At 60.9% G+C, this 12,734-nt stretch carries 13 protein-coding genes; 10 read left to right on the top strand and 3 right to left on the bottom strand.

Annotated features, from left to right (window positions below; all coding sequences use genetic code 11):
• Positions 1-20 precede the first annotated feature (20 nt).
• The 3 genes from R4P70_RS30085 to R4P70_RS30075 all read left to right on the top strand — a co-directional run bounded on the left by R4P70_RS30085 (position 21) and on the right by R4P70_RS30075 (position 3,758).
• The gene (locus R4P70_RS30085; RefSeq protein WP_317558182.1) at positions 21-1,427 is read left to right on the top strand and encodes a serine hydrolase; all 1,407 of its coding nucleotides are present in this window, start codon (positions 21-23) and stop codon (positions 1,425-1,427) included.
• A 257-nt stretch (positions 1,428-1,684) separates the two neighbouring features.
• Entirely contained in the window at positions 1,685-2,071 is a 387-nt protein-coding gene (locus R4P70_RS30080) for a hypothetical protein (protein ID WP_135000256.1), read from the top strand.
• 517 nt (positions 2,072-2,588) lie between these two features.
• Entirely contained in the window at positions 2,589-3,758 is a 1,170-nt protein-coding gene (locus R4P70_RS30075) for a glutamate--cysteine ligase (RefSeq protein WP_317833325.1), read from the top strand.
• On the opposite strand, the gene R4P70_RS30070 is transcribed toward R4P70_RS30075, so the two are convergent.
• Complete coding sequence (locus R4P70_RS30070; RefSeq protein WP_003945912.1) at positions 3,752-3,907, bottom strand: DUF6131 family protein; 156 nt, start codon at positions 3,905-3,907, stop codon at positions 3,752-3,754. The two genes, R4P70_RS30075 and R4P70_RS30070, sit on opposite strands and share 7 nt — an antisense overlap.
• Before the next feature lie 145 nt (positions 3,908-4,052).
• Between R4P70_RS30070 and R4P70_RS30065 the strand changes: the two genes are divergently transcribed.
• From R4P70_RS30065 to R4P70_RS30055, 3 genes are all read left to right on the top strand, one after another.
• Positions 4,053-4,256 carry a hypothetical protein gene (locus tag R4P70_RS30065; RefSeq protein ID WP_003945456.1) on the top strand — a complete coding sequence of 68 codons (204 nt, stop codon included), beginning with the start codon at positions 4,053-4,055 and terminating at the stop codon, positions 4,254-4,256.
• 77 nt (positions 4,257-4,333) lie between these two features.
• Positions 4,334-5,416 carry a M48 family metallopeptidase gene (locus tag R4P70_RS30060; RefSeq protein WP_019747189.1) on the top strand — a complete coding sequence of 361 codons (1,083 nt, stop codon included), beginning with the start codon at positions 4,334-4,336 and terminating at the stop codon, positions 5,414-5,416.
• Between the two features lie 201 nt (positions 5,417-5,617).
• The gene (locus tag R4P70_RS30055; protein WP_019747188.1) at positions 5,618-6,652 is read left to right on the top strand and encodes a hypothetical protein; all 1,035 of its coding nucleotides are present in this window, start codon (positions 5,618-5,620) and stop codon (positions 6,650-6,652) included.
• 38 nt (positions 6,653-6,690) lie between these two features.
• Here R4P70_RS30055 and R4P70_RS30050 read toward each other — a convergent pair whose 3' ends face one another.
• On the bottom strand, positions 6,691-7,857 hold the full coding sequence (locus tag R4P70_RS30050; RefSeq protein WP_317833322.1) for a MinD/ParA family protein: 1,167 nt from the start codon (positions 7,855-7,857) through the stop codon (positions 6,691-6,693).
• A gap of 385 nt (positions 7,858-8,242) precedes the next feature.
• Positions 8,243-8,587 (bottom strand): hypothetical protein, encoded by a 345-nt coding sequence (locus R4P70_RS30045; RefSeq protein WP_317833320.1) that lies wholly within the window; start codon positions 8,585-8,587, stop codon positions 8,243-8,245.
• 214 nt (positions 8,588-8,801) lie between these two features.
• Between R4P70_RS30045 and R4P70_RS30040 the strand changes: the two genes are divergently transcribed.
• The 4 genes from R4P70_RS30040 to R4P70_RS30025 all read left to right on the top strand — a co-directional run bounded on the left by R4P70_RS30040 (position 8,802) and on the right by R4P70_RS30025 (position 12,607).
• Positions 8,802-9,332: a hypothetical protein gene (locus tag R4P70_RS30040; protein ID WP_020906463.1), complete on the top strand. Its 531-nt coding sequence runs from the start codon at positions 8,802-8,804 to the stop codon at positions 9,330-9,332.
• A gap of 108 nt (positions 9,333-9,440) precedes the next feature.
• A complete protein-coding gene (locus R4P70_RS30035; protein WP_317833318.1) occupies positions 9,441-10,871 on the top strand; it encodes a PepSY domain-containing protein in 1,431 nt (476 codons plus the stop codon).
• A gap of 25 nt (positions 10,872-10,896) precedes the next feature.
• Positions 10,897-11,397, top strand: coding sequence for a copper chaperone PCu(A)C (locus tag R4P70_RS30030; RefSeq protein WP_019747182.1), 501 nt, complete (start codon positions 10,897-10,899; stop codon positions 11,395-11,397).
• Complete coding sequence (locus tag R4P70_RS30025; RefSeq protein WP_042950964.1) at positions 11,390-12,607, top strand: Dyp-type peroxidase; 1,218 nt, start codon at positions 11,390-11,392, stop codon at positions 12,605-12,607. The genes R4P70_RS30030 and R4P70_RS30025 overlap by 8 nt, the downstream gene beginning before the upstream one ends.
• Positions 12,608-12,734: the final 127 nt, after the last annotated feature.

The raw sequence follows: 12,734 nt of genomic DNA, 5'->3' as shown, positions 1-12,734 counted from the left end.
AACGCTGATGAAATGAGTCCATGAAACTCGAACACACACGCAGGAAGAGTCGCCCGCTCACGCTGGTGGCACTTGCCTCCGCAGCGGTATTCGCCCTCGCCGCATGTACTTCCGGGCCGGATTCTGCACAAACCTCGGACAACAGCACAAAGGTCTCCGCCACCGAGACACCCACGACAGTCACGATCCCCGACAGCCCCGTCGGCAAGCAGATCAGCTGGCTTCTCAGTGCGTTCAACACGAGCGCGCCATTGCCCCAGGAAGAAATCGCCGAGCACTTCGGACCCACCGCACCAGTTGTCCTGACGCCTCCGGACTTCGACTCCATCCGAGCCGGACAGCCCTGGACAACAGTGAATTACAAGGGAGGCGATACCGACGGCACCGTTTCCATCACCAGTACCACCGGCGGCGCGTTCGACATAAACGTCGTCGTCGACGGCAGCGGGTTGGTCCTTGGAATGGCGATAACACCGACCAAAGACGATCATGTGCCTGCCGCATCGTGGCAAGAGCTCGAGGCAGCTGTCAAAGCACTTCCCGCGCCGACGAACTTGACCGTCACCGAGGTCACCGGCGGAAAGAACGCCGAAGTCTTCGGTGTCGGCGACACCTCACCACAGCCCACAGGGTCAACGATCAAGCTGTACGTTCTCGGCGCGGTCGCGACGGCTGTCCAGAACGGGACACTCTCGTGGGATCAGAAGCTCACCATCACCGACGACCTCAAGTCGATGCCCGGCGGGACAATGCAGGACCTGCCGTCGGGAACCGAAGTCACGGTCCGGGAGACCGCCGGCAAGATGATCTCGATCAGCGACAACACCGCCACCGACATGCTGATCGCTGCTGTCGGGCGCGAGCAGGTCGAGGCCGAATTCGCCCCGATGGGCATGGCGGATCCTTCGCTCAACATTCCACTGAAGCCGACCCGCGCACTGTTCCAACTCGGCTGGGGCAACGATGGCGCACAACGTATCGCCTGGCGCGACGGAACCCCGGACGAGCGTCGAGCAATACTGGCGGCACTACCTGGCGGCCTGGTGGACATCCCGGCGTCAGCATTCACCACCCCCGCATGGCCTTTCGACATCGACTGGTTCGCCTCGCCCGCCGACCTGCGTGCCGCGTTGGTCTCGTTGCAAGAGATGGCGAAGACCGAGAGCGGTGCACCGGTTCGAGACATACTGGCCGAAGATCCGGCGCTCGGTGACGAGTCCGCGAAATGGTTCACCTACGGCGGATTCAAGGGCGGCAGCTCCATCGGGGTCCTTGCGGGTGCCTACTACGTGGAACACGACGATCGCGCCTGGGTCGTCACCATGCAAACTCACGGTGACGACGCTGCCCTGGTTGCCGATCCGGCTCTGTACTTCGATCCGGTCGACGACGCGATGCTCCTGATCCAGAAGGATGCGACCAGCTAGAACGATAGAAGGTTGAGATTTCGCAACAGTCTCCAACTGGGTTGACAGATGAGGTCCGGACACAGAGAAGCCGCTGTGCTTCCAGTGTCATCCGGATGCACAGCGGCTTCGCCAAGTCTTAGCCCGTGGGGGGCTCGGTCTCGTCCGACGAGAATCCGTCGAAGAATGCGATGACCTTCTGAAGAAGTGCCGCGATGTCGAAATCTTCCAAGCTACCCATTGCGTTCGTCCTTTCGTTTAACACTGGAGGATGAAACGTGCATCTTGCAATTTCCAATGTAAAGCATGAAAAGCATTATTTCTCGACCACGTGGCACTTCGGTTGCAAATACCTCACTCAGCAAGATATGAGCAAATCACCGCAAATAACAGCTCCCACCCGCAATATTTCCACTTTCCACAACCCATTAAATTCCCCAATTCGCAAGTGGGTAAATCTTGAGAAAAATTTCCGGACGCGTCGATTACGAAAGATTCTCCTGGTGAAACTCTCAATCCAAGACCACAAGGCAGAGGAAGTTGCGACACGGATGACACGCAGTTTTCCCGCTTCCAAGAGGCGCCATCCACATACATGGTGGGCATTCGGCGGCGATAACGAACCGTTAGCAACACAATCCCAGGCACTTTCTCCCACCTTCTGACTTTCACCCATGACCACTGGATATTCTCGCAGATGAAACGCAATACCAGTTCGAAAATTACATATCTTCAGTGGATACTGTGCACGCGATTAACTGATCAAATGTCTGTTGACTCACCGAGTCCCCACACTTCGCCAGAACTTCACATCCGAATGCTGGACGTTAGTTTAGATGGGTTCGTATTTCTCGAAATCTGCCCGATAAAGGCGGCCCCACGGATAAACCGCGACTGGACCGCCGCAGGCCACCAGGTCACGATCCGCGCCTCGACGAAGGGCGTGCAGGCACCCTCGCATGAGGGTGAAATCGGGGGTGAGACATGCCTTGGGGTCTCGTTTTACCGAGTCCGACACAGTACGTTTTCCCAGGCACGCCAGTCCCCAGATTCATACGGTGTGCAAGGGCTCGTTGACGCTTCCGAGATGTTGGCAAGACCGACCACAGGCCCCGTTCTCCCGACGAGAACGGGGCTTCCTCGGGTCGGTTTCCGCCTTCGACCGACCGGGTAGACGCGAGCATGGGCGCCACCTGCTCGACCGGATCCACCGCTGGCCGCTACGAATCGACGACCCCGACCGTCGGCGTCGAAGAAGAATTCATCCTCGTCGACCCGACATCCTGGCTGCCGTCCACCGACAATGCCGCGGTTGCGGAAACCGCGTCGACACTCGGTTTGGATCTTCAGCTCGAGTTGTCCCGCTGCCACGTCGAGACCAACTCTCCCGTGTGCCAGAGCATCGACGAACTCCGAACCCACTTGATCGACATGCGTCGGCTCGCGGCGAAAGCGGCCGAGTTGAACGGCTGCAGGCTGTTGGCCGTCGGCGCACCGCTTTCGGGGCCTTCGCGTTTCGAGATCAGCGACTCCCCTCGCTACCGCCAGATGGGCGAACACTTCGGCGCCCTCGCCGCCGAACAAAGTATCTGCGGTTGCCACATCCATGTGGGCGTCGCTGATCAAGTAGAGGCCGTGCAGGTCTGCAATCACGTGCGCATCTGGTTGCCTGCCCTGCTGGCACTGAGCGCCAACTCCCGTATCCACCAAGGAGTCGACACCGACTTCGCGAGTTGGCGGGCGATCCAATGGTCCCGGTGGCCCGTCGCCGGGCCGCCGCCGTACTTCGAGACCGCCGGGGACTTCGAGACCGCGGTCGCGAAGATGGTGGATTGCGGCGTGATGCTCGACAAGCGGATGGCCTACTGGGATATCCGGCCTTCCTGCCACCTACCGACCGTCGAGATCCGGGTCTGCGACGTTCAGCCGACGGTCGACGACACCGTATTGCTTGCAGCACTTGTGCGCGCGCTGGTCGCCACTGCACTGCGCGCCGTCGAACGAGGAGTCGTCGCTCCGCGCACTTCCCTCGAGAACCTCCGCCTCGCAACCTGGGTGTCCGCGAAGGAGGGCGTCCTGGGCGCGTCGATCGATCCGGTTACCACACAAAGAATTTCGGCCGCGGAACAGTTGCACCGACTCCTGATCCATGTCCGTGACTCCCTCGACGAGACAGGCGAGTACACGAGCGTGGAATCAGCACTGCGCGACAAATGCGTGACCGGCGGCGGCAGCGACTGGCAACAGCGAACGCTTCGCCAGGTCTGCCTGCGGAAACTGATCGCACGTGCGGTTGAGCGCACCGTCCCGACTGGCACGGATACGCATGACGGGTCGACCCCTGATCAGTAGTAATGCCTCCGACCACCGATAGCGTGCCCGGCCGCGCCCAGCGCGTACAGGATGATTCCGATCACCAACAAGACGACACCGATCGTCCAGAGGATCGGAATGTTCACCACGAAACCGATAATCAGCAGGATTACGCCGAGGATGATCATCACAAGCTCCTTCAGTGCGTTCACTCGGGCGGATACGCCCGCCTCGAGCCGCATACATCAGGGATACCCGTCGGCTGAGCGTTTCATACCCACTCTGACCGGGTATTTCGCTGGGCACCATAATATTTGAAGAATCGAGCCCGCCATGATGAGAATTGTGACTCTGATCGTTCTGATCTGGCTGATAGTCGGGGCCGTCGCGGCCGGCCAACGCGGCTACTACAGCAGTTCGCCGACCAACTGCGCCGGCGTCGGGACCATCGCGCTCACGGTCATCGCCGGCCCGTTGAACTACTTCGGCGTCAACCCCAAAGTCACGGATTGCACGCTCCCCCAGCCCACCGAGTGAGCTGCCGGAAATCCGCGCTAAACCGACTAGTCGTTACCCTGGAGGTGAGTCGACACACATCGAAGTGAGGGGCCACCATGACCACTGCACCAGATCGCACCCGAATCGAGTTCCCGGACATCAGCTCGCGTGCGTGGGAACACCCAGCCGATCGGGCCGCATTGGTGACGCTCCGGACGCTTCGGGGGTTCGACACTGTTCTGCGGACGCTGTCCGGACTGCTCCAAGAACGTCAGCACCGCCTCATGTACCTCGCCACGTCAGTGCGAGTCGACGAACGCCAGTTCAGTGACCTGAACGATCTGCGCCGTGACTGCGTCGAGATCCTGCAGGCCGACGAGACACCAGAGCTGTTCGTACTCCAGACCCCGATGGTCAACGCCTTCACCATCGGCATGGACAAGCCGTTCATGGTGGTCACTACTGGTCTGCTGGACGTGATGAACTACGAGGAGCAACGGTTCATCATCGGCCACGAACTAGGCCACGCACTGTCCGGCCATGCCGTGTATCGCACCATCTTGATGCATTTGATGCGACTGGCCGGAACCATCGGATGGCTGCCGGTTGGCGGATGGGCACTCCGCGCGATCATCGCCGCCCTGATGGAATGGCAACGCAAGTCCGAACTGTCCGGCGATCGTGCAGGACTACTGTGCGGCCAGGACGTACACACAGCGATTCGCGTGCAGATGAAATTGGCCGGCGGATCCCGAGTCAGTGAAATCGACATCGACGCGTTTCTTGCCCAGGCCGCCGAGTACGACGCCAGCGGCGACCTCCGCGACGGTGTACTCAAGCTCCTCAACATCGAACTGCTCTCTCACCCGTTCTCGGTGCTTCGCGCCGCCGAACTCAAGAAGTGGGTGGACAGCGGAGACTACGCCGCGATTCTGCGCGGAAACTACCCCCGCCGCGGCGATGACGACGGAGCGAAAATCAGCGACGAGTTCAAGAATGCAGCCAAGACCTACAAGCAGAACTTCGACGAGTCGGAGGACCCTTTGGTCCGGATGGTGCGCGACATCGGTAGCGGATTGGGCGGTGCCGTGGGCGCCGTCGGGAACGGCGTCGGCGACGTAGCGACGGACATCAAGGAACGATTCACTCACTGGCGCAAGAGTTCCGACAGGTCGAAGGGCACTGACGACGCCGATTAAGCAGAATCGGGACCTGCCACCGAAGGCAGTCGGCGGCAGGTCCCGGGTTCTTGGCGTGAGGGTGATGCAGGCTTCCCTCTGCACCACCCTCACGTTCACAGACAGTACCAGCAGTCGAACAAACGTGCGAACTGAAAGCGGTCGTGTCGAATCACCAGTTGTCGGGTACGCGGCATAGGACCACTACAGAAGGGAGCCGACATGCATGCTGGGCGGCTGAAGAAGGTCGGTTCGAGTGACGGCCCGTTTGCCTCCGTGTACTTCGAAGACGTCCGCAACCGGGAAGATGCACGCGAGCGCTTCGAACTCGAATGGCGCTCGATGCGCAATCAACTCACGAAACAGGGAGCATCGGAATCGCTGATCGCGCGACTGGACGAGGTGAAGGACAACCATCACGGCATCTCAGGTCGCGCCGGACGCGCGATCGTCGCCACATCCGAGGCAGTGCTGATCGACGATATTCTGCTCGAACCTGCCGGCTCCACCATCGCGACCTTGGGCGAACTGCCCTACTTGATTCCACTGATCGCACACGGATACGACACCGAACCGTTCCTCATCGCAAAGGTCGACCACACTGGCGCTGACCTGTGCGTGCGCGATGCTCGCGGGCGTGACGTGTACGGCGAAACGGTAGACGGCGACGGCTTCCCGGTCCACAAGGCACACGTGGGCGGCCAGGAGCGGTACACCGACAGCCAAAGCCTCGTGGAGGAGAACATCCGAAAGAACCTGACACAGGCCGTGGAGCGCGCGGCGGCGCTCGCCCGCGAACACAAGGTCGCACTGGTGGTCGTGATCGGAGAAGTACAGTCCCGCAAAGCTTTTGCGCAGCTCCTACCGTCGACTCTACGGGTGGTGGACGTCGAAAAGGGTTCGCGTTCAGTCGGTTCGACACCCGCCGAGGTGTCGAAGTCGATTCGTGAACTGATCGACACGCAGCGACTGCGCAGAATGGATGCGGAAACCGAACGCTACGTCGCAGAGCAGGGCCGGGACTCCGGCCTCTCCATCGACGGGACCGCACGCGTCCTCGACGCCCTCGAACAGGGCAAGGTCGAGACACTGCTGCTCACCGATCCCGACGACAAGGAAGTCACCAGTGGAAAGCTGATCGGGCCCGCCGATCGCGTACTCCCCTACATCGCAATCGGGACCGGCACCGAGCTGGTACAGATCGACGAACGCCTCGTTCTCGCCGACGGATACGGCGCGATACTTCGGCACCCCTGAACACCGGCCCGATGATCAGATTCGGGGGGCGAGCACGTTCAGCGAGAAGCGTGCTTGCCCACCGAGTCCGGGAAACCATCGGCAATCGCTGCGACGAGTTCCAGATATGCCCGTGCAGTGCGCTTGTTCAACAATTTCAAGTCGATCGGACCACCCTCACCGAGGTGATCGTCATAGGGCAACGTCTTGACCGCTCGCACTCCACGCTGAGCGAAAACGTCCTCGAGTTGGTCGAGGTCGAGCGAAGACGAACCCGGCCGCGTCGCATTGATCGCCACGACCGACCTGCTCACCAGATCTGCGTAGCCGTGCTTGGTCAGCCAACTGAGCGTTGCTGCGGCACTACGGGCACCGTCCTGCGCCGTCGGGCTGACGACTACCAAAGCGTCTGCTTCGTCGAGAATTCCGTACATGGCCGAGTGCATGATTCCGGTGCCACAGTCGGTGATGACGATGTTGTAATGCACCTCGAGAATTCGCAGAGTATCGAGGTAGTCCTGCTCGTTGAAAGACTCCGAAGTTTCCGGATCTGCCTCACTCGCAAGGATTTCGAGTCGGCTGTCGCCTTGCGAGGTGTAGTAGCGAACATCGCTGTACGTACGAATGTCACCGTCGGCCAACAGATCACGAACGGTCAGGTGATGTTCACGTCGTTCACGATCAGCCAGAGTCCCCAGGTCGGGATTGGCGTCGATGGCTACGATTCGATCGCCACGGATCGACGCGAACGTCGAACCGACGGTCTTTGCCGCCGTGGTTTTTCCCACACCACCCTTGAGTGAGATGAAAGCAATCTTGTACACGCCGCGCACTGTTCGGTTGGCACGGCGCACCAGAGCTTGATGTTCGAGTTCGGCGGCCGACTGCCCAGTGTTGATCCGACCCCCGGTGAGTTTGAACAACACACTGCCCAAACCGCGTTCGGGTGGACGCTTCGCCCGCTTGATGATGTCCAGATCGTCGACAGAGGTCATAGCCCTGGGCGTCGAGGTCCGAAAATCGGTCGGCTCTTCACGACGTTGCTGGCGCATCCGCTGACTGGGCAACGGTTTTGCCGCGGGTTCGTCGAATTGCGGCGTGAAGGTGACGGTTCGAATCGACGTTGCGTAACCGTCGTCGGACGCGTCGAAAAGGCCGTTGCCCTGAGTCGTTCCGGAGTTGTTCCCCAGGACTCCGTTATTCGAACCGTTGTTATCGCTGCGCACCGTTTTCCTAGGTCGAGTTCGGAATCATTTCGGACATAGCCTCTCGGACGCTATCACTCTGGCGGGCTTGCCGTTCTCTGCTCAATACCGTCACGGCACAACAGACCGTTACACCCGCACTTCGATGACTTTGGTCCCCACGCCTGTGCCGATCTCAGCAAATACGAACGTCGTAACGATATGCGGCACAGATATCTTCATCTGCCGCTGAAAACAGCCTTCCGCAATGTCAGGGCAAATCCCTTGGTAACAAACGAGAAAAGGGAGGGTGATCACCTGGGTGATCACCCTCCCTTCATGGACAAGTGTTCAGCTGCTGCAGAATTCCGCACTCTCGAACGAAGTGCCCCCAACCCTACGGATCACTCGTACCATTCGACCGTCATCACGGGCAGAGCTCACTCTTCACGTATGCAGCACTCGGCTTGACGGTGCCGTCCGACCTCACTGCGCCGAAATACGACTCTCGATCCGTCGTCGCTCCGTAAGGTGCGTAGTCGTTGAGACGGTAAAAGATGAGCGGCCCCAACCAAGGCTTGGATTGCTTGTCTGCCATCGCTGCCTGATAGATCTCGAGTTGACGCGCTTCGCTGACGCTGTCCGGAGTCCTACTTGTAGGCGCCCCGAACTCGGTAATCCAAATCTTTTTTGCAGAATCTCCGTTGGCAGTCATGATTCCGCGAAGGCTCGGCCGAACGATCCCGCCGCCCGCGAACGACTCGACACTCATCTGAGACCACGAGTTCCAATCATGTTCATCTGTAGGCAGCGCCGGATACGAGTACGGATGATGACCGACAGCGTTGAACGATGACCGTGCACCATTCGTATACAGGGATTGCAAGAATGTGAGTGGCGCGACCTGACTGCCGTCGACGGCGTCAAACCGACTCGGCCGGGCTCGACTACTAGCCCTCGTAGTAGCTGCCTGTATCCTTTCGCGTATGACGCCGGGTCCGAAAGATGTCGCGCAGCTGCGCGGCGCTTTCGTGGGCGGTACCTCCGGCGCGGTTTCCGTCGCAGCCCACGCGCTCGGTGGCGGCGGCATGGCCCCGTCCGAGAGCGCGGTGGTGTTGTTGATTCTCGCGTGCGCGAGCGTCGGCGCGGTGGTCACGTCCATCGACACTCGCCGATCCCCTGCCCTCTTGCTCGCCCTTATGCTCGCTGCGGGTCAGGCCATCGGTCACGCGACATTGACCATCGCTTCGGATCATCAACACGGCCTGCTCCTGTCGCTTCCGATGCTCGCAGCGCACATCGCTGCCGTCGGAGTGTGCGCAGTTCTGATCCGCGGCGCAGAACACGGGTACGTCGTGGCGGCATCGACGGTGGCGGCAATCGTCGCCGTCCTACTGCGCCCGTGGGCACCTGAACCCTCGCCGTTCACTGCGCGTACTCGATACCGCGCCAAAGTTGTTCTGCGTCAACTCCTCACCTCAGGCCTGGGCACTCGCGGCCCACCGGCATTCGTGTAACTCACCTTCCCTTTCCTCTCACGCACGTGAATACGTGCGCCACTTTGCTGTGCGCCTTTATTAACCGCCCGCGGTTAATAAAGGCGCACGGCGGGATCGAGTACACGCATGTCCGCACCCGAATTGGAGCGCGCACAGACACGCGCTTCCAACGACAGCTCTCCCCCGAAGAAGCAGGTCGGCGGCGCCAGACCGCTGATTCTGCGCCTGCACTTCTATGCCGGAATCCTCATCGGGCCGTTCATCCTCATCGCCGCGCTGAGCGGTGGTCTCTACGCGATAGCGCCCACCATCGAGAAGTTCGTCTACAGCGACTACCTCCAGACCGACACCACCGGACAAATCGCGTCGCTGAACGACCAGATCCGTTCCGCCCAGCAGTACCGCCCTGACCTGACCGTCTCGGCAGTACGTCCGTCCCCTGCGGCCGGAGAAACCACGCGGGTCCTGTTCACCGATCCGTCGTTGGGCGAATCGGAGAGGCTCGCAGTCTTCGTCGATCCAGTGCTTGCACAGCCGGTCGGCGAGCTGGCGGTCTACGGAAGCAGTGGTTCGTTGCCACTGCGCACCTGGATCTCTCAGCTGCATCGCCACCTTCATCTCGGTGAACCTGGCCGCCTCTACAGCGAATTGGCCGCGTCGTGGATGTGGGTGGTCGCACTCGGTGGCGTCTACCTGTGGTTCCGTCGATACCGCACCGCTCGGAACGCTCGTCTACTTACGATCGACCGAGCGTCCACCGGACGAAGCCGGACCCTGAACTGGCACGGTGTCGTCGGCATCTGGATAGCAGTTGCGTTGGTGTTTCTCTCGGCGACCGGACTCACGTGGTCGACGTACGCCGGAGAGAATGTCAGCAATCTGAGAACCGCATTGAGTTGGACGACGCCCTCGGTCGTGAAAACTCTCGGCGACGCTCCACCACCGGCAACGGGCGGGCACGAGGGTCACGACATGGCCCCCGCCGCCGCCGGCACGCTGACAGACACCAACGTCGGACGTGTCGACACCGTCCTCGGTATCGCCAGGTACAACGGGATCACCGGTCCGGTCGAAGTATCGATACCCGCCAACGCCGAGACAGCCTTCACCGTCGCCCAGACGCGTCAGCCGTGGGTGTACAGCAACAACACCATCGCAATCGACGGAGCGACGCAGAAGGTCACCGACGAGTTGTGGTTCTCGGATTGGCCACTCGCAGCCAAACTTTCGGCTTGGGGAATCCAGCTCCACATGGGCCTGCTGTTCGGCCTTGCCAACCAGATCGCACTCACCGCACTGGCACTCGCGTTGGTCAGCGTGGTCATTCGTGGCTACATCATGTGGTGGCGCCGACGCCCCACCCGTGGCTCCGACTGGGCTGTCGGCCGGGCCCCTGCCCGCGGCGGGATTCGCAACCTCTCCCCGCTCAGCATTGTTGCGCTGGTTGCGGTAACCGCACTGGTGGGCTGGTTTGTTCCGCTACTCGGCATCAGTCTTCTCGCATTCCTGCTGATCGACGTTTGCATTGCGGCGTTCAAACGCCGCGCCACCACCTGACACCTCACGAATCACGGAGACACACATGACTGTTCGAACAAAGATATTCGCAGCTGTTGCACTGACCGCAGCTCTCGCCTTGACCGGCTGTTCTTCGAACTCCGACAAGGAAACCGAAGCCGCACAATCCATCACAGTTCAGGATCAATGGGTCAAGGCAGCACCCGAGGGAATGAGTGCGGCGTTCGCCGAACTGGTCAACTCCAGCGACAAGGACGTACGCGTGGTCTCGGCAACCAGTCCCGCGTCATCGCGACTGGAACTGCACGAGGTCGTGACCGGGGACGGCGGCACCATGACGATGCGCCCCAAGGACGGTGGGTTCCTGGTCCCTGCCAACGGGTCCGCCAGCCTCACCCCGGGCGGTGACCACCTGATGTTCATGGACCTGTCCGCGCCGCTGCTCCCTGGCGCCGAAACCGACCTCACATTGATCTACGACGACGGTTCCAGCACCACGTTCACAGCCCAGATTCGCGACTTCTCCGGTAATCAGGAGAACTACGACCCGAATCACGGTGGCTGAGAACACGAACCCGCCCAGCCGAGCACTCAGCCGGCGGCGCCTTCTCGGAGGAGGTGCCGCCGCGCTCGGCGTCGCGGGAATAACTTGGGGCGCAACCACAGTGGTGGAGCGCAGCGAACACGAGCAGCAAGCAGGCAAGCTGGTGGAACCGTTCTACGGCGTCCACCAGGCTGGAATCGCCACCACTCCGCAAGCGCACGGCACGTTCATCGGGTTCGACCTCTTGCCTGGAGCCGATCGAACTGTGGTCGTCGGGATCATGAAGATGTGGTCCGAGGATGCGTCACGGCTGACCGCCGGTAACCCGGCGTTGGCGGATACCGAACGGGAACTGGCCGTGGATCCGGCCCGCTTGACGGTGACCGTCGGCTACGGCCCTGGCCTGTTCACCAAGCTGGGATTGCAAGCACGTCAACCGGACTGGTTCGAGCCGTTGCCGAGCTACGAGATCGACCGACTTGACGATCGATGGGGCGGATCGGACCTATTGCTGCAGATTTGTGGCGACGATCCGGTGACCATTGCTCATGCTGTGCGAGTTCTGACCAAGAACGTCCGATCACTGACGACAATCCGGTGGACGCAGAAGGGATTCCGTAACGCGCGCGGCACCACGCCCGAGGGAACCACGATGCGCAATCTCATGGGCCAAGTGGACGGGACGGTCAATCCGGCTCCGGGAACAGTGGATTTCGATTCACTGATCTGGCACGACGGCGCTGGTCAACCGTGGCTGGCGGGCGGAACCTCGTTGGTACTGCGACGCATTCGCATGGAAATGGATACCTGGGACGAACTCGATCGCTCGGGGCGCGAACTCACCATGGGGCGCACGTTGTCCAATGGCGCTCCGCTCAACGGAACCAACGAATTCGACGAAGCGGATTTCACACTCACGGACAAGTTCGGCATTCCGGTGATCCCGCCAGGATCACACATCGCGCGAGCCCACCAGACGCATGAGAAGGAGCAGTTCTTCCGTCGGGCATACAACTACGACGACGCACCCGAGAGCGGGCAGACCTCGAACTCGGGATTGATCTTCGCAGCATTCCAACGGGACATCGCCGAGCAATATCTACCGGTCCAACAGCGATTGAGTGACTTCGACGCACTCAACGAGTGGACGACGCCGATCGGTTCTGCGGTGTATCTCATTCCGCCGGGATGCACCGAGAACGACTATGTGGGAAGCGGATTGCTCGGCTGACAACCCCGGGTAACGATACTGTGGGGGGGGGGGGGGGCAGCGGGCCCCCCCCCCCCACACCAAGAACAACATGTGTTTGGTTTTTTTTGGGTTATTGGGGGGCGGCCGAGCCCCCCCCCCCCCCGCG

Origin of the sequence: Rhodococcus sp. IEGM 1241, from assembly GCF_033142365.1 — a bacterium.
Classification (GTDB): domain Bacteria; phylum Actinomycetota; class Actinomycetes; order Mycobacteriales; family Mycobacteriaceae; genus Rhodococcus_F; species Rhodococcus_F erythropolis.
The sequence above is the reverse complement of the archived record's forward strand: the minus strand, read 5'-3'. Positions and strand labels throughout refer to the sequence as shown.

Coding starts and splice junctions, on each gene's coding strand:
- R4P70_RS30030 (WP_019747182.1), top strand. CDS start 10,897: ATGACTGTTCGAACAAAGATATTCGCAGCTGTTGCACTGACCGCAGCT.
- R4P70_RS30075 (WP_317833325.1), top strand. CDS start 2,589: ATGGGCGCCACCTGCTCGACCGGATCCACCGCTGGCCGCTACGAATCG.
- R4P70_RS30085 (WP_317558182.1), top strand. CDS start 21: ATGAAACTCGAACACACACGCAGGAAGAGTCGCCCGCTCACGCTGGTG.
- R4P70_RS30060 (WP_019747189.1), top strand. CDS start 4,334: ATGACCACTGCACCAGATCGCACCCGAATCGAGTTCCCGGACATCAGC.
- R4P70_RS30065 (WP_003945456.1), top strand. CDS start 4,053: ATGATGAGAATTGTGACTCTGATCGTTCTGATCTGGCTGATAGTCGGG.
- R4P70_RS30070 (WP_003945912.1), bottom strand. CDS start 3,907: ATGATCATCCTCGGCGTAATCCTGCTGATTATCGGTTTCGTGGTGAAC.
- R4P70_RS30045 (WP_317833320.1), bottom strand. CDS start 8,587: ATGAGTGTCGAGTCGTTCGCGGGCGGCGGGATCGTTCGGCCGAGCCTT.
- R4P70_RS30055 (WP_019747188.1), top strand. CDS start 5,618: ATGCATGCTGGGCGGCTGAAGAAGGTCGGTTCGAGTGACGGCCCGTTT.
- R4P70_RS30040 (WP_020906463.1), top strand. CDS start 8,802: ATGACGCCGGGTCCGAAAGATGTCGCGCAGCTGCGCGGCGCTTTCGTG.
- R4P70_RS30035 (WP_317833318.1), top strand. CDS start 9,441: ATGTCCGCACCCGAATTGGAGCGCGCACAGACACGCGCTTCCAACGAC.